General features: G+C 63.9%; 15 protein-coding genes. 2 read left to right on the forward strand and 13 right to left on the reverse strand.

From position 1 onward, the window contains the following. Positions 1–58: 58 nt before the first annotated feature. The 5 genes from ligA to MTR66_RS00780 form a co-directional block, all read right to left on the reverse strand. Positions 59–2,185 carry an NAD-dependent DNA ligase LigA gene (ligA, locus tag MTR66_RS00760; protein WP_243917042.1) on the reverse strand — a complete coding sequence of 709 codons (2,127 nt, stop codon included), beginning with the start codon at positions 2,183–2,185 and terminating at the stop codon, positions 59–61. Next, the gene (locus MTR66_RS00765) at positions 2,182–2,529 is read right to left on the reverse strand and encodes an endonuclease domain-containing protein (RefSeq protein WP_243917044.1); all 348 of its coding nucleotides are present in this window, start codon (positions 2,527–2,529) and stop codon (positions 2,182–2,184) included. Before MTR66_RS00765 ends, ligA begins: the two co-directional genes overlap by 4 nt. 131 nt (positions 2,530–2,660) lie before the next feature. Beyond that, a complete protein-coding gene (recN, locus tag MTR66_RS00770; protein WP_243917046.1) occupies positions 2,661–4,325 on the reverse strand; it encodes a DNA repair protein RecN in 1,665 nt (554 codons plus the stop codon). A gap of 102 nt (positions 4,326–4,427) precedes the next feature. Continuing rightward, a complete protein-coding gene (locus MTR66_RS00775; RefSeq protein ID WP_243917048.1) occupies positions 4,428–4,574 on the reverse strand; it encodes a hypothetical protein in 147 nt (48 codons plus the stop codon). A 137-nt stretch (positions 4,575–4,711) separates the two neighbouring features. Then, the gene (locus MTR66_RS00780; protein ID WP_243917050.1) at positions 4,712–5,509 is read right to left on the reverse strand and encodes an outer membrane protein assembly factor BamD; all 798 of its coding nucleotides are present in this window, start codon (positions 5,507–5,509) and stop codon (positions 4,712–4,714) included. 149 nt (positions 5,510–5,658) lie between these two features. On the opposite strand from MTR66_RS00780, the gene MTR66_RS00785 reads away from it, so the two are divergent. Next, positions 5,659–7,440, forward strand: a complete 1,782-nt coding sequence (locus MTR66_RS00785) for a cation:proton antiporter domain-containing protein (protein ID WP_243917053.1) — start codon at positions 5,659–5,661, stop codon at positions 7,438–7,440. On the opposite strand, the gene MTR66_RS00790 is transcribed toward MTR66_RS00785, so the two are convergent. Genes MTR66_RS00790 through alaS form a run of 3 tightly spaced genes read right to left on the reverse strand, consistent with a single transcriptional unit; the run spans position 7,429 to position 11,494 of the window. Further along, positions 7,429–8,367 carry a glutaminase gene (locus MTR66_RS00790; RefSeq protein WP_327194460.1) on the reverse strand — a complete coding sequence of 313 codons (939 nt, stop codon included), beginning with the start codon at positions 8,365–8,367 and terminating at the stop codon, positions 7,429–7,431. The genes MTR66_RS00785 and MTR66_RS00790 overlap by 12 nt on opposite strands. Beyond that, the gene (locus MTR66_RS00795) at positions 8,364–8,834 is read right to left on the reverse strand and encodes a hypothetical protein (protein WP_243917055.1); all 471 of its coding nucleotides are present in this window, start codon (positions 8,832–8,834) and stop codon (positions 8,364–8,366) included. The genes MTR66_RS00790 and MTR66_RS00795 overlap by 4 nt, the downstream gene beginning before the upstream one ends. Before the next feature lie 14 nt (positions 8,835–8,848). Continuing rightward, entirely contained in the window at positions 8,849–11,494 is a 2,646-nt protein-coding gene (gene alaS / locus MTR66_RS00800; protein WP_243917057.1) for an alanine--tRNA ligase, read from the reverse strand. 219 nt (positions 11,495–11,713) lie between these two features. Between alaS and MTR66_RS21325 the strand changes: the two genes are divergently transcribed. Further along, complete coding sequence (locus MTR66_RS21325) at positions 11,714–12,925, forward strand: DUF418 domain-containing protein (RefSeq protein WP_243917059.1); 1,212 nt, start codon at positions 11,714–11,716, stop codon at positions 12,923–12,925. 285 nt (positions 12,926–13,210) lie between these two features. Here the strand turns inward: MTR66_RS21325 and MTR66_RS00810 are convergent, their stop codons facing one another. The 5 genes from MTR66_RS00810 to MTR66_RS00830 all read right to left on the reverse strand — a co-directional run bounded on the left by MTR66_RS00810 (position 13,211) and on the right by MTR66_RS00830 (position 16,600). Then, complete coding sequence (locus MTR66_RS00810; protein WP_243917061.1) at positions 13,211–14,137, reverse strand: hypothetical protein; 927 nt, start codon at positions 14,135–14,137, stop codon at positions 13,211–13,213. Positions 14,138–14,309: 172 nt separating this feature from the next. Beyond that, entirely contained in the window at positions 14,310–15,380 is a 1,071-nt protein-coding gene (gene recA, locus MTR66_RS00815) for a recombinase RecA (protein ID WP_243917063.1), read from the reverse strand. A 254-nt stretch (positions 15,381–15,634) separates the two neighbouring features. After that, positions 15,635–15,895 (reverse strand): hypothetical protein, encoded by a 261-nt coding sequence (locus tag MTR66_RS00820; RefSeq protein WP_243917065.1) that lies wholly within the window; start codon positions 15,893–15,895, stop codon positions 15,635–15,637. A gap of 38 nt (positions 15,896–15,933) precedes the next feature. After that, positions 15,934–16,362 carry a RebB family R body protein gene (locus MTR66_RS00825; RefSeq protein ID WP_243917067.1) on the reverse strand — a complete coding sequence of 143 codons (429 nt, stop codon included), beginning with the start codon at positions 16,360–16,362 and terminating at the stop codon, positions 15,934–15,936. 1 nt (position 16,363) lies between these two features. Beyond that, entirely contained in the window at positions 16,364–16,600 is a 237-nt protein-coding gene (locus MTR66_RS00830) for a RebB family R body protein (RefSeq protein WP_243917069.1), read from the reverse strand. Positions 16,601–16,623 lie beyond the last annotated feature (23 nt).

Here is a 16,623-nt window from a genome sequence, read left to right on the forward strand (position 1 = left end):
GCATTCCCGAAGCGGAGAGGAAGGGCGGAAATTGCGGGACTGCGGCTGATGGCTCCCTTCAGCCTGCCGCCTTCACGATTTCCGCCCAATCCGCCTCTCCGATCACTTCGATGCCCAGTTCCGCCGCCTTCTTGAGCTTCGATCCCGCACCGGGCCCGGCCACAACAAGGTCGGTCTTGGGCGAAACGGAACCGGCGGCCTTGGCTCCCAGCCGTTCGGCCTGCGCCTTGGCTTCGTCACGGCTCATGGTTTCGAGCTTTCCGGTAAAGACCACCGTCTTGCCCGCCACCGCGCTGTCCTGCGTTTCGACGATATAGGGCGGCGGCGAGACTTCCGAGAGCAGATCGTCCCAGACCTGCTTGTTGTGATCCTCGTGGAAGAAATCGCCCAGCGCCTTCACCACGACAGGGCCGATCCCGTCGATCGAGATCAGTTCGGCATAGGCATCGCTGGCCGCCTGCGCCTGTTCCTCGCCATCCTTTTGATGCGCCAGTTCGGCAATCTCGCGCAGCGCGGGCAGCGTCTCGAAGCGCTTCATCAGATCGCGCGCCGTAACCGCGCCGACATGGCGGATGCCGAGGCCGAACAGCAGCCGCGCCGCATCGGGCGCGCGCTTGCTTTCCACAGCACTCAACAGGTTGTCCACAGACTTGTCCTTCCAGCCTTCGAGCGCGAGGATCTCGTCCCGGCGTGCTTTCAGGCGGAAGATATCGGCCGGGCTTTCCAGCCAGCCCTTGGCGAAGAACTCGTCGATGGTCTTCTCGCCCAGCCCCTCGATATCGAGCGCGGCGCGGCTGACGAAGTGCTTGAGACGCTCGGTCCGCTGCGCCGGGCAGATCAGCCCGCCGGTGCAGCGCACATCGACCTCGCCTTCCTCGGCCACGGCTTCGGAATGGCATTCGGGGCAGTGATCGGGGAACAGGTAGGCCGGGCGCTCTTCCTCGCGCGTGAGATTGTCGACCACTTGCGGGATCACGTCCCCGGCCCGCTGCAGCACCACCCGGTCGCCCGGCCGCACGCCCAGCCGCGCGATCTCGTCGCGGTTGTGCAGCGTGACATTGGTGACAGTGACGCCGCCCACCAGCACCGGCCTCAGCCGCCCGACCGGCGTGAGCTTGCCGGTGCGGCCTACCTGAATATCGATCGATTCGAGCACGGTCTCGGCCTGTTCGGCGGGGAACTTGTGCGCCAGCGCCCAGCGCGGCGCCTTGGCCACGAAGCCCAGCCGCTGCTGCCAGTCGAGCCGGTCCACCTTGTAGACCACCCCGTCGATCTCGAACGGCAGCCCGGCCCGCCCGTCGCGAATGGCGCGGTAGGCTTCGAGCATTTCTTCCACCGAGGCGCACTGGCGGAATTGCGGCGAGACCGGCAGGCCCCAGCTCTCGATCCGGCGGATCACTGCATGCTGCGATTGCCCCGGCACATGCGAAGCCGCTCCCCAGCCGTGCGCCCAGAAGCGTAAAGGGCGTTTGGCAGTGACATTGGCATCCTTCTGGCGCAGCGAACCGGCGGCGGCATTGCGCGGATTGGCGAACTGGCGGACCTTCGCCTCGTCAAACACTTCGCCCTTGGTTTCGGCCAGAGCGCGCGCCTCATCCATCAGTTGCGTGTTGAGTGCCTGGAACGCGGCCTTTTCCATATAGACTTCGCCGCGCACCTCGAACACGTCAGGCACGCCCTCACCGCGCAATTCCTGCACGATATCGGCGATATGCGCGACATTGGGCGTGACATCCTCGCCCACCTGCCCGTCACCGCGCGTGGCCGCGCGCACCAGCTTGCCCTTTTCGTAGCGCAGCGAACAGGAGAGGCCATCGATCTTGTCCTCTGCCGTCATCACCACCGGCTCGTCCGCCGATAGAGACAGGAACCGGCGAATGCGCGCGACGAACTCAGCCACTTCCTCATCGTCAAAGGCATTGTCGAGGCTCATCATGCGCACTTCGTGCGTGACCTTGCCCAGCGGCGAGGCCGCGACTTCATGCCCCACCGCGCTCGACGGGCTGTCCGGCCGGATCAGATGCGGGAACGCCGCTTCCAGCTCGGCATTGCGCCGCACCAGCGCATCGTACTCCGCATCGGAAATCTCCGGCGCGTCTTCGGCATGATAGAGACGATTGTGCCGCGCGATCGCCCTCGCAAGGCGCATCAGTTCGTTGGCGGCTTCGGCTTCGGAGATGCTCATCTTCTCCTCCAACGGTCCGGCTGCGATTCCAGTGCATCCAGCAAGGCCAGCAGAACGCCTTCCATATTCGACATCACCTCAAGGTTGGCGAACCGCACGGTGCGGAAACCCAAATGCTGCTCCAGAGCATGATCACGGCGCAAATCCTGCTCGCGATCATGCGTATCGCCATCGACTTCCACGATCAGCCCTTTGGCGGGACAAAAGAAGTCAGCGATACGGGAGCCGATTACCGCCTGTCTGCGAAATTTATAGCCCTGAAACCGCCGGTCACGCAGCGCCATCCACAACCTGCGTTCCGGTTCGGAGGAGATTCGGCGCATGGCGGCCGCACGTTGCAGCATCGTTTGGCGGTCGGGGCGTCCACCACCCCCAACCCCCTCCTCTAAAGAGGAGGGGGCTTTGAGTAATGTGCTTTGCTTCTCCCCCTCCTCTTCAGAGGAGGGGGCCGGGGGGTGGTGAGGACTTCGCCTCTTCACACCCCCTCCAGCAACCGGTCCGCCTGTGCGCGGGCTTCATCGGTCACTTCCGCGCCGGAGAGCATGCGCGCAATTTCTTCCTTGCGGGCAGGCGGGTCCAACGGCGTCACCGAGGTGCGCGTGACTGTGCCCTCGCTGGACTTGGCGATCATGTAGTGCCGGTTCCCTCGCGCCGCGACTTGCGGCGAGTGAGTCACCGCCAGCAATTGCCCGGCACTGGCCAGCCGCGCCAGGCGTTCACCGATGGCACTAGCGACAGCGCCGCCCACGCCCCGGTCGATCTCGTCGAAAATCACCGTCGCCGCCCCGCCCTCTTCGGCCAGCGCCACCTTGAGCGCGAGGATGAAGCGCGAAAGCTCGCCGCCCGAGGCGATCTTGGCGAGCGGGGCGAAATCGGCGCCGGGGTTGGTGCTGATGAGAAATTCCACCGCGTCCATGCCCTGCGCGCCCCAACGATCCTCGGGCAAGCGCACCACTGCAGTCTGGAACCGCGCGGCATCGAGCTTGAGCGGGGCCAGTTCGCCCGCCACTGCAGCGTCGAGCCGTTTGGCCGCCGCGCGGCGCAGATCATGCAGCGCCTCTGCCTGTTCGCGGTAGATCAGCGCGGCCTTGTCCGCCGCCTTTTCCAGCGCGGAGAGATGCTCGGTGCCGCCTTCGATGGCATCGAGCGCCAAGCGCATTTCCTGCATCTTACCCGGCAGGTCATCGACCTGGCAGCCATGCTTGCGGGCCGCCGCGCGCAAATCGAACAGGCGCGTTTCGATCCGGTCCAGCTCGGCGGGATCGAATGCCAAGGCCTCGGCCGCGCGCTCCAGCTTGTCTTCCGCCTCGCTGGCCTCGATCACCGCGCGGTCTAGCGCGGCCAGAGCTTCAGCCAGCAGGTCGTGCTCGCCCGCGATCCGGTCCAGCCGCCGCGCCGCGCCGCGCAGATGGGCCAGCGCCGAATCGGAACCGTTCCACAAATGCTGCAAGGCGGAGAGATCATCGGCCAGCTTCTCGCCCTTCTGCATGTCCGCACGGGCCATGGCGAGTTGCTCCTCCTCGCCTTCCTCCGGCGCGAGCGCGCTGAGTTCGGCAAGATGCGCCAGCAGCAGATCCTGATCCTCGGCCGCCTTGGCGACCTGGCTGCGCGCGGCCTCAAGCTCATCGCGCGCCGTGCGCCAGGTTTTCCAGGCGGCCTCCACACCGGCCACATCGCCACCGGCAAAGCGGTCCAGCAAAGCCCGGTGCCCGCGCGGATTGACGAGACCGCGATCGTCATGCTGGCCGTGAATTTCCACCAGCGCCGGGGCGATTTCGCGCAGCAGCGCCACGCCCACCGGCTGATCGTTGAGAAACGCTTTCGATCCGCCGTCGGCCTTGAGCTGGCGCTTCAAGATCAGCGATTCGCCCGGCTCGATCTCCAGCCCGGCATCCTCGATCACGCCCTGCACGGCATCGGGAAGCGCGGCAAAATCAAAGCTGGCCGTCACGCTGGCGCGCGCTTCTCCCCCGCGCACGAGGCCGCTATCGGCCCGGTTTCCGAGCACGAGGCCCAAGGCATCGAGCAGGATCGACTTGCCCGCGCCCGTCTCACCGGTGAGGACGCCAAGCCCTCCGGCAAAATCGAGGTCGAGCGCCTCGATCAGAACGATGTTTCGAATGGAGAGACGGCTTAGCATGTTCGCGAAGCGTTCTAGCGAAGAGCAACGCCGCCGTCACCCCGCTTCGCGCGCCTGCCTTTGCAGCTCAACCCCCCGCTCAGAGACGGGCGGCAGGACCGCTCACATCATGTGCTGAATGAACTGGATCGCCCCCAGAAGCCACACCAGCGCCATCAGTGCGCCGATCGTTTCCAGTTCCCAGGACCGGCCAGAAGCCGGTTTGCCGGGATGCAGATCGTCCAGCCTTCCTGTTTCCTTTGCCTTCATGGCTTGTTTCCTTGCGACCGCACTTGTCCGGGAACGATCTTCCCGGACGGGGACATTACAGTCCCGTCATTGTGCCGGTTTACGGGAAACAAGTGCCCAAATGGTAAACCCGCATCTAGGCCGCAAAGGGTTTCAGATCAGGCGGCGACGTCTTGCGGCGCGTACTTCTGCATGAGCTTGTAAGCGCGGGCATACCACTTGCTGCCGGGATAGTTGGTTTCCAGCACGGCTGCGGCCTTTTTCGCCTCTTCCGGAATGCCCAGCGACAGATAGCCTTCGACAAGGCGGAACAGCGCCTCGGGCGTGTGGCTGGTGGTCTGATAATTATCGACCACGTTGCGGAAGCGCAGAGTGGCAGCAAGCCACTTGCCGCTGCGCTCGTAGGAACGGCCGATGGTCATTTCCTTGCCCGCCAGGTGATCGTTCACGAGGTCCAGCTTCAGCTTGGCGTCAGCGGCATAGCTGGTGGCCGGGTAGCGGCGGATGATGTCTGTCAGCGCCTGCTTGGCCTGCTCGGTCGTCCTCTGGTCGCGGGTCACGTCGCTGATCTGCTCGTAATAGCACATCGCGACCAGGTAATAAGCGTAAGGCGCATCACGGTTGCCCGGATGGATCGAGAGGAACCGCTGCGCGGACTGGATCGACTTGTTGTAATCGCGCGCGGCGTAATAGCTGAAAGCGCTCATCAGCTGGGCACGGCGCGCCCAGGGCGAATAGGGATGCTGGCGTTCGACCTCGTCGAACAGCGCGGCGGCCTGCCGGGTTCGCCCCTGGTTCAGGCGCTCTTTCGCGGCGGCGTAAAGCGTATCGACGTCACGCGCGACATAGGCGGTATCCTTGTTCCGTCCCCCCTGCCCGGCACAGCCGGCAGTCAGAACAAGCGCCCCGGTAGCGGCGGCAATCAGAGCGGTCTTCAATCGCGAACGTTCGAGCATGGCGAGGGTCTATAGCCAGCACGATGCTGAACGCCAAGTGAAGTTCCGCGATCCTCCGCGGGTATCTTGCCCCGGTATCAGGCCGCAGGCGCATTTCGGGGGAAAGTTGTGCATTGTCTGGCCGCAGTCCCGTGTCATAGTGGCCGGACATGGCCGGCAGCAGCGATCTCTATTCCCCCGTCCTGTCCGACGCTCTGGTGATCCTGGGCGCAGCGGGCATCGTTATTCCCGTGTTCAACCGCTACCGGATCACGCCCGTCATCGGATTTATCCTGGTGGGCCTGCTGGTGGGGCCGTTCGGGCTGGGGCGGCATGTCTTCGACCATCCGTGGCTGTCCTATATCACGATCACCGATCCCGACGGACTGGAGGTCTTCGCCGAGTTCGGCATCATCCTGCTGCTGTTCTCGATCGGGCTGGAGCTGTCGTTCGGGCGCCTGTGGCAGATGCGGCGGATGGTCTTCGGGCTCGGCTCGCTGGAACTGATCGTGATCGGCGCTTCGCTGACATTCATCCTCGCCGCGATCGGCCAGGGCTTTGCCGGAGCGCTGGCGCTGGGCCTTGCGCTGGCGCTGTCCTCCACCGCACTGGTGCTCAAGATCACCAATACCGCCACCCCGGTCGGCCGCGCCGCGCTGGCCATGCTGCTGTTCGAGGATATCGCGCTGGTGCCGATTATCTTCCTGCTCGGCGCGCTGGCACCCCATGCGGACAGCGACAGTATGGGCAACCTGCTGCACACGCTGCTGTGGGGCAGCGTCGCCGTGGTCGCGCTGCTGGTTTTCGGGCGCTATCTTCTGCCCCCGCTCTTCGCCCAGGCTGCCCGCACCAAGAGCCCCGAACTGTTTCTGGCCGCCAGCCTGCTGGTGGTGATCCTCGCCTCCCTGGCCACAGCCGCAACCGGCCTTTCGCCTATCGTCGGCGCGCTGGTCGCCGGGCTCCTGATCGCGGAGACCGAATACCATTCGGAAGTCGAGCAGATCACCGAGCCGTTCAAGGGCCTTGCCCTCGGCGTGTTCCTGATCACCATCGGCATGAGCATCGATATCACCGTGGTCTGGCAGAACCTCGGCTCGATCCTGGTCGCGACGGTGGGCGTGATCTGCCTCAAGGCCATCGTCACCGGCGTGCTGCTGCGGCTGATGGGCGCCCGGCGCGGCACGGCGACCGAGACCGGCATCCTGATGTCCAGCCCCTCCGAGACGACGCTGATCGTGCTCACCGCCGCAGCCTCCGCTCAGTTAATCCAGCCGGGAACCGCGCAATTCTGGCAGATCGTCACCGCCATCGGCCTGACCGTCACGCCCCTGCTGTCGCTGACGGGCAAGATCATGGCGCGGCGGGTAGACGGCGGCGATGCCCCGCACCAGCCAGCCGAAGACGACAGCCAGCCGCGCACAATCATCGTCGGCTTCGGCCGCGTCGGACGGCTCGTGGCCGACATGCTGACCAAGCACGGGCGCCCCTATGTCGCGATCGACAGCGACACCGATTTCGTCACCGAAGGGCGGCGGCGCGGCTATGCCGTCACGTTCGGCGATGCCGGGCGCGGCGATGCCATGCTGCGCATGGGCGCGGCCCACGCTGCCGCCGTGATCCTGACGATGGACGAGCCCGTCACCGCCCAACGCATCGTGCGCAAGCTGCGCGCCCAGTTTCCGGACCTGCCGGTCATCGCCCGCGCCCGCGATGCCGATCACGCCGCCCAGCTCTACCGCGCGGGGGCCACCCACGCCGTGCCCGAAACGCTGGAAAGCTCGCTCCAGCTTTCCGAAGCCGTGCTGGTGGAAACTGGCGTCGCCATGGGCCCCGTAATCGCCTCGATCCACGAAAAGCGCGACGAATTCCGCGAGATGATCATGCACGAAGGCGGCTTGAAGGAGAAACCGGCGCTGCGCTCCGGCCAGTTGCACGAACCCTCAGGCTCCTGACAGGCGTGGTTCGAACACCGACCAGCCCGTGCGCTGCACCAGCCGCTCCAGCGCGATCTGGCCCAGATGCGAATTGCCGCTGGGATTGAGGCCGGGGGACCACACCGCGATGCTGGCGATCCCCGGCGCCACCGCCAGAATACCGCCGCCCACGCCGGACTTACCCGGCAGCCCGGTGCGATAGGCGAAATCGCCCGAATTGTCGTAATGCCCGCAGCTCATCATCAGCGCATTGATGCGCCGCGCGCGGCGGGGCGAGATCACCGAATGCCCGTCCGAGCGCCCGCCATCCATCAGGTAGCGCCCGGCCATGGCGAGCTGACGGCAGCTCATCGCCAACGCGCAGAAATGAAAATAGGTGCCCAGCACCAGTTCCACCGGCGCATGGACGTTGCCGAACGCGCGCATGTAGTTGGCCAGCGCCATATTGCGAAAGCCGGTGTCCTGCTCGGCGCTGGCCACGGCTTCGTCGATGGCAATGCTCTCGTCACCCGCGACCATGCGCACGAAGCGCAGCATCTGCCCGATCGCCTCGCGCGGCTGCAGGCGCCCCAGCAGCACGTCGCACACGACGATGGCCCCGGCATTGATGAAGGGATTGCGCGGAATGCCGTGCTCGGTCTCAAGCTGGACAATCGAATTGAACGCCGATCCCGAAGGCTCGCGCCCCACCCGCTGCCAGAGCTGATCCCCCACCGCGCCCAGCGCCAACGTCAGCGCGAAGACTTTGGAGATCGACTGGATCGAAAACGGCTCCTCAGCGTGGCCCGCCGTATGGACAGTGCCATCGTGCAGGACAACGGCGATGCCGAACTTGCTGTCCGGCACGGCGGCCAGCGCCGGGATGTAATCCGCCACTTTGCCGCGATGCTCGTGAGCACGCATGTCCTCGGCGATTTCGGAGACGATGGACGCTATGTCCGTCACGGCTGGCTGGGGGCGTCTTGAGAATGTACGATCGAAAGTCCGTAAGGCTCGTCAACATGACGCAGCCATATCGCGTCATTCCATTCCGCCGACTGCTTGCCTTGCCGAAGGGCGGTCCATGCCCACAAACCGCGGCCCTGTGGGATCAGCTCCACATAAGTAACAAGGCTATGCGGTCCATCACCGCTTTGAAAACGCTCGGTTACGCGAAATGAAAAACCGCGCTCTGTCCGCTGCACAGGCACGATGCTGGAAGCGTTGCACCAGCCTTCGCAGATAACCGCTTCCACCACGGGCTCTCCATCCCGCTTGAAGAAACGCACTTCCATGCCCAGCATATCCCCGGTCTCCGGGTGCGTGCTGACCGAACTGTAGATCCCTTTGGGCCATGATGGAGCCTTGTCAGCGGCCATCGCCAAAGCCGGTATCGCTAGTGAGACGACCACGCCGAAAAACGTCGCTGCCATCTGCCTGCCCGGTATCATCCCGCCAGCGTCGCCTTCACGGCTGCAATGGCATCTGCGGCCTTGTCGCCATCCGGACCACCGCCCTGCGCCATGTCTGCGCGGCCGCCGCCGCCCTTGCCGCCCAGCGCCGCAACGCCCGCGCGAACCAGATCGACGGCACTGGCCTTGTCCTTGAGATCATCGGTCACGGCCACGGCGATCGAGGCCTTGCCCTCGTTCACCGCGACAATCGCGGCCACACCCGAGCCCATCCGCTGCTTGGCCTGATCGAGCAGCCCGCGCAGTTCCTTGGGATCGAGACCGTCGAGCACCTGCCCCGAGAAGGTCACGCCATTAACGGTTTCGTCCGCCGGGCCGGACGCGGCCCCGCCGCCCCCCAGCGCCAAGGCCTTCTTCGCCTCGGCCAGTTCGCGTTCGAGCTTCTTGCGCTCGTCCAGCAGTGCGGCGATGCGGGTTTCCACATCCTCGGGATTGGTGCGCAGCAGGCCTGCCGCGTTCTTGAGCGCATCCTCGCGGCCGACCAGCCACTGGCGCGCGCCTTCGCCGGTCAGCGCCTCGATACGGCGCACGCCGGAGCTGACGGCGCTTTCGGACACCACGCGGAACACCCCGATGTCGCCGGTCGCGCGCACATGGGTGCCGCCGCACAGTTCCACCGAATAGGTACGGTCCCCGGACGCGCGGCCCATCGAGAGCACGCGCACTTCGTCGCCGTATTTCTCGCCGAACAGCGCCATGGCGCCTGCTTCGATGGCGTCTTCCGGCGTCATCAGGCGGGTGAGCACGGGCTCGTTGGCGCGCACTTCGGCGTTCACTTCAGCCTCGATCGCGGCGATGTCTTCCGGCGAAAGCGCCGTGGGATGCGCGAAGTCGAAACGCAGGCGTTCGGCCGCGACCATCGAGCCCTTCTGCGTGACATGATCGCCCAGCCGGTTGCGCAATGCCGCGTGCAGCAGGTGCGTCGCCGAGTGGTTGGCGCGGATCGCATCGCGGCGCTCCACATCCACCGCGAGGTTGACGACATCGCCCACCTTGATCGTGCCCTCCTCGACCGTGCCGCTCATCGCGTGCAGGCGGCCGAGCGGCTTGGCGGTATCGGCGATGGCGATCTTCAGGCCCTTCCCCGTAATCGTACCGGCATCGCCGACCTGACCGCCCGATTCGCCGTAGAACGGGGTCTGGTTGGTCAGCACCGTCACGGCATCGCCCGCCTTGGCGCTCTCGACTTCCTTGCCATCGACGACCAGCGCCACCACACGGCCTTCGCCGCTCGTCGCGGTATAGCCGGTGAACTCGCTGGCGCCTTCGCGCTCGGCGATGTCGAACCAGACTTCGCTGTCCGCAGCCTGCCCGGAGCCCTTCCATGCGGCGCGCGCGGCGGCCTTCTGCTGGGCCATGGCGGCATCGAAGCCGTCCTTGTCCACCGATATCCCGCGCGGGCGCAGCGCGTCTTCGGTGAGGTCGTAGGGGAAGCCATAGGTATCGTAGAGCTTGAAGGCGGTTTCGCCGGGAAGCTCGGCGCCCTCGCCCATCTCTGCGGTGGCTTCGTCGAGCAGCTTGAGGCCGTTCGAGAGGGTGCGGCGGAACTGCACTTCCTCGCGCTCCAGCGTTTCCTCGATCAGCGGCTGCGCGCGGCCGAGTTCGGGATAGGCCTGGCCCATCTCCGCCACCAGCGCGGGCACCAGACGGTGCATCAGCGGGTCTTTCGCGCCCAGCAGATGCGCATGGCGCATCGCGCGGCGCATGATGCGGCGCAGAACGTAACCGCGCCCTTCGTTGGAAGGCAGCACGCCATCGGCCAGCAGGAAGCTGGTCGATCGCAAGTGATCGGCGATCACGCGGTGGCTGGCCTGATGATCGCCCTCGGCGGCAACCCCGGTAAGGCCTTCCGAAGCGGCGATCAGCGCCTTGAAGGTGTCGATATCGTAGTTGTCATGCACGCCCTGCATGACGGCGGAGATACGCTCCAGCCCCATGCCGGTATCGATCGAGGGGCTGGGCAGATCGCCGGTGATCTCGCCCGCAGTCTGCTCGAACTGCATGAACACGAGGTTCCAGATCTCGATGAAGCGGTCGCCGTCTTCCTCGGGGCTTCCCGGCGGGCCGCCCCAGATGTGATCGCCGTGATCGTAGAAGATTTCCGAGCACGGCCCGCACGGGCCATCATCGCCCATCGCCCAGAAATTGTCCTTGGTGGGGATGCGGATGATCTTCTGGTCGGGAAGGCCGGCGATCTTCTTCCACAGCTCGAAAGCTTCGTCGTCGGTGTGATAGACCGTGACGAGCAGCTTTTCGATCGGGAGCGCCCATTCCTTGGTCAACAGGGTCCAGGCGTGGGTAATCGCCTGTTCCTTGAAATAGTCGCCGAAAGAGAAGTTCCCCAGCATCTCGAAGAAGGTGTGATGGCGCGCGGTGTAGCCGACGTTATCGAGATCGTTGTGCTTGCCGCCTGCGCGCACGCACTTCTGCGAGGATGTGGCGCGCGGCGTGGCGCGGGTTTCCAGCCCCGTGAATACGTTCTTGAACGGCACCATGCCCGCGTTCACGAACATCAGTGTCGGGTCGTTATAGGGCACGAGCGGTGCGCTCTGCACCACGTCATGGCCCTGCGAGCCGAAGTAATCGAGGAAGGACCGGCGGATCTCGTTCGTCGTCTGCATGCTGGCGCCGATAAGCCACGCGCGCGAGGTCGGCAAGCCGCTTGGTGCAGTCAGAGTGTTCGAGCGAAGCGATAAGCCGCACGCGAGCCCGGCACTTGGCGCGGCGTGGGAAGTGCCTATCTTCCGCCAGCGCCCGTTCCGGCGCGCCCGATATCAAAGGAAAATCCTTTGCCATCATATACTCCCCCCGCCCCGCCACCTCCGGATCGCGCCGTTCCCGTGCCGCCCGCGCAGAGAGTCTGGGCGATCGACGCCTTGCGCGGGCTCGCGCTGTTCGGCGTGCTTGCCATCAATCTGGATACCGAGTTCCGCAGGACGGTTTTCGAACAGTTCCTGGCCCCGCCGCCGGAAAGCGCCGTAGACCACATGGCCGCCACAGCGCTTTCGTTCGCCTTCGAGTTCAAGGCAATTTCGCTTTTTTCCATGTTGTTCGGCGTGGGTCTTGCCATCCAGCACGAGCGTCTGGCGGATCATCCGCGCGGCGGCGTGCTGCTGATCCGGCGCCTGCTGGCGCTGCTGGGTTTCGGGCTGATCCACATGTTCCTGATCTGGAACGGCGATATTCTCACCGAATATGCCCTTGCCGGGTTCGTGGTGCTGCCAGCGCTCTTCGCACCGGCCCGGCTATCGCTGATGGGCTCTGTTGCCTTCGTATTCGCCTACGCGGCGATGCCCTGGATTCCGCTGCCCTTTTCCTTTCCGGACGGGGGCTGGCTCACCCATCATGCGCTGGAAGCGCGTGCTATCTATTCGAGCGGGAGCTTCCTCGACATCCTGCGGCTGCGGATCGCGGAAGTTCCGCAGATCGCCAAGCTGCATGTCTATATCTTCCCGCGAACACTCGCGCTGATCCTGCTGGGCGCGTGGCTCTGGCGGTCGGGCGCGATCCGCGAAATGGGGAAACGCCCCGCCGCACTGCTCGCTTCGGGCCTGTTGCTGACGGCTGCCGGATTGTTCCTGACGGCGCAGGAAAAAGGCTATTTCGAATGGCACCCCGACTGGGCGCATGCCAGCCCGGCCCTGCGATTTGCCCTCAGCCTGCTCAACGGCATGACGCCAGTCATGACCGCATTCGGCTACGCCGCGCTTATCCTCGCAGCCAGCGGATACGGCAGAGCGCGGAGCGCCTTGCAATGGGCCGTCCCGATCGGCCGCATGGCCTTTTCGAACTACATAGCCCAGTCCGCAATCCTCTGCCTGCTGTTCTACGGCTATGGCCTCGGATGGATGAGCAACACGGGCGCTGCGGCGGGCCTTGGCGTGGCCTGCGGCCTGTTCGCCATACAGGCCGTGATCAGCAGGATCTGGCTTCGCACCCACCGCTTCGGCCCGCTGGAATGGCTCTGGCGCACCTTGATGTATGGCCAGCGCCAGCCCTGGCATCGCCCGGCCGGAAGTAAGCGTACGGCCTCGGTCGTGTCGCGGCATTGAGGTTCGGCGCTGATAGACTTCCGACGAGAAGTCTCTTTCTGGACTCCAGAAGGAGGCCAAGTAGCAGACCGGGTGGACGTCATCGCGCGCGCGGAGCGGCGCAGGAAGTATTCGGATGCCGAGAAGACGCTGGGTCATGTCCTTCGTGCGCCTTGAGATGTTTCGCGATTTCGCTGGCGCCCGTCACGAAGGTCTATCTGGCTAGCAAGCCGGTCGACGAACTGTTGCCGTGGAATTGGTCCGACCTCCTGATTTGAACGGTCAGATTTTCCTGCGCGTACTGCTCTATTTCTTTTTTTCCGTAGAGCGATTTTCTAGCATCCTTTGCCGTTCCTGCTCCTGTTCCGCAAGCGTGGGAACGTGAAGCGCCCTGCGCATTGCATCCGAGACAAGCGTACGATCGTAAGGCTCCTGAGTAACGCCGCCGTCACTAGGTAAGCTGTATTGCGTCCCAAGAACTTGTGGCTTGCCAATGTTGCAGAGGTAGCGATCCAAAGTGGCAGATGCGATCCAGATAGCTTCTGGCTTACCTCTCGCTACTGCGATCATGGCTAGAAGATGCGCTTGCAGGAAATCATCAGGCTTAGACCCATGCTGGAATACGAATGCGGCGTGCTCGAAGTCGTCTCCGCTCTGCAAAGCGCCTCCGGCTAACAACTCCTTGGTTCGCGTCAACCGGCGGCTATCGGCCGGCCTCACTTTCGACCAGTCAATGTTTGGTCCCCTGCGATCACCTTGGTCTGCGTTGAAGATTGCTGTCATCTCCGCATTGGTTGGACGTACAACGACACGTGTGTAGTCGTGCATGGCATCCCATGGCCCGAGCTGGGCGTCATTCGAGCCAGTTCGAACTAAATCGAATGGCTCCATTCCTTCGTACGTCACTCGTGCATGATCGGCATCGATAATCTGAAAGTGGAAAACGTCGGGGCGGGAGAGAGGTCTTGGGTCCTCGAAGCTCATTTCGAGTTCGTCGCCAATGGCCTTTACGCTCATCGCCTTGCGCTGCACAACCGGCCCAGAGACCTCCGAAAAGGTATCCCCATCGAACCGAAAGTGTTCGGGGCGCTCCCAGACGGCCTCCTTGCCTTTAGGTGTATCTTCGATTTCGAACCGAAAAATCGTGGAATTATCGACCTTCAAATCCCAGACCCCAACGTCACCAGAAAGAGCCACAGAACCAGCTAGGATGAGCGACAGAAGAGTATTCATACCACCGATATTGGCAGCCAATGTTCGGAACCGCAAAGGTTTCCGATAGCCAGAACATTCAATTCAACGGTTTAGGTCGTACGCTTACGACCGGATCAACATAAGCCTCCCAAAGCAAAAGCCCCGGCGCGGCGGCCGGGGCTTTCCCTATCCTGCAAAGCTGCAGGCTGGCTTATTCGTCGTCCGCCGAAGGGCCGACCATCATTTCCTCGGCAAGGCCTTCGGTCTGCGCGCGGATCGCCTTTTCGAGGCGTTCGCAGACATCGGGATTTTCCCGCATGTAATTCTTCGCGTTCTCGCGGCCCTGGCCGATGCGGATCGAATCGTAGCTGAACCACGCGCCCGACTTCTCGACAATACCTGCCTTGACGCCGAGATCGAGGATTTCGCCGATCTTGGAAATGCCCTCGCCATACATGATGTCGAATTCGACCTGTTTGAACGGCGGCGCGACCTTGTTCTTGACGACTTTCACGCGGGTGGCGTTGCCGACAATCTCGTCCCGGTCCTTGATCTGGCCGGTGCGGCGGATGTCGAGACGGACCGAAGCGTAGAACTTGAGCGCGTTGCCACCCGTCGTCGTCTCCGGATTGCCATACATCACACCGATCTTCATGCGCAGCTGGTTGATGAAGATCACCATGCACTTGGAGCGGTTGATCGAACCGGTCAGCTTGCGCAGCGACTGGCTCATCAGGCGGGCCTGCAGGCCGACGTGGCTATCGCCCATCTCGCCCTCGATCTCGGCCCGGGGGACGAGCGCGGCGACCGAGTCGACCACCAGCACATCAATCGCGTTGGAACGCACCAGCGTATCGGTGATTTCCAGCGCCTGTTCGCCGGTATCGGGCTGCGAGACGATCAGTTCGTCGATGTCCACGCCCAGCTTCTTGGCATAGACCGGATCGAGCGCGTGTTCGGCATCGATGAAAGCCGCGGTGCCGCCCTTCTTCTGCGCCTCGGCAATGCAGTGCAGCGCGAGCGTGGTCTTGCCCGAGCTTTCCGGCCCGTAGACCTCGATCACGCGGCCCTTGGGGAGCCCTCCCACGCCGAGCGCAATGTCGAGCCCCAGCGAGCCGGTGGAAATCGACTCAACCTGCATCGCCTCCTTCGAGCCGAGCTTCATCGCGCTGCCCTTGCCGAATGCGCGGTCAATCTGGGCGAGCGCTGCGTCGAGCGCCTTTTGACGGTCCATGGAGTCCTTGTCCTTGCCTTCCTGGATCAGCTTGAGCTGAGCAGCCATATCACTTCCCCTTTGCTACCGGTCTGACCGGAAAGGTCAACGTTATGGGGAACGATGTATCGCATTTGTTCCAGTAGAACAAGAGAGGAACACAGGGAGTTTTCCCAAATTTAATGCACGCGCCGTCAAGCGAGCCCTCGCAGCCGAAACCAGGACGGCTTCAAGCCGGAAGGCCGTACGGGGACGATGACAGCGCCCCCGGCGCGGAAAGCAGCCTGGATCGAGGCTGCCAAGGCCAGCGCGCCATTCCAGCCCTAGTCAAGCGCGCGGGACACGTTTGCGAGAGTTTGTGCGGTGCCCCTGACCGCATCGATCACCGATTGCTCGGCCTCCTGCATGGCGGCGGCAATCTGTTCCTGCGACTGAGGATCGATTGCCAACCCCGGCGCACCAGGCACTGTGCCCTCATCCGATTCAGCAGGCGGCAGGGCATCACCTGATGCCTCGCTTTCCGTTTCAATGGCGGATGCTGCAGCCGGTTCCACTTCGCCTTCGGGCTTCGTATTCTCGATCATGGTTTCCCTTTCGGGCAGTGTGCCCCAGGCCGCGCCGTCTATTCCGCCTTGGTGGTGCGTGACTGCCCTCCAGCGCTCTGCGCAGCGCCCGTCACATCGGCATAAGTCGCATTGAGATCGTCCATCATCGCTTTCAACTTCGCGATCGTATCCATCAGCGCGCCATCTGCGGCGGCCTGCTCAATCAGCTTGATAGCCTCCGACGGATCGGACTCGAGCGCCTTGCGAACCGCCGCGGTGGTGACCGCGTTCTTCAGCATGTACAATTGCTGCTGCTGATGCACCGCATTGTACAGCGACAGGCCGACGGTATGCACCATCAACTGATACGACATGGCCCGCGCATTGCTGCCTCCATCGTCCAGCAGCTTGTTGATCTGGGCGACACTGTCGCGAATCTGGTCATTCAACGCGTCTTGCGAAGACTCTGCGTCCGGCCCGGCATCGGGAGCGGGATCACCAGCCATGTCAGCTGCCCGAACCGGTGCCGACCAGCTTGCTGACACAGAGCGTGGTCACTGCCTGAGAAAGTATCCCGGCCTGCTGCTGGCCAGAGACCGCATTTTGCATCGCATTGCCCAGCGCCGCGGCCATTTCCTGGTAGATCGAGCCCATCGCCTGCGCGGGGGCATCGCCAAGCACCTTCACATTCGACTGGGTGGTCGAGTCGGTAATCTGATCGTTGACACTCGTGGGAAATGCCATGTCCCTCTCTCCTGTTCAGATGT

Origin of the sequence: Novosphingobium beihaiense (genome assembly GCF_022832375.1) — a bacterium.
Taxonomy (GTDB): Bacteria; Pseudomonadota; Alphaproteobacteria; order Sphingomonadales; family Sphingomonadaceae; genus Novosphingobium; species Novosphingobium beihaiensis.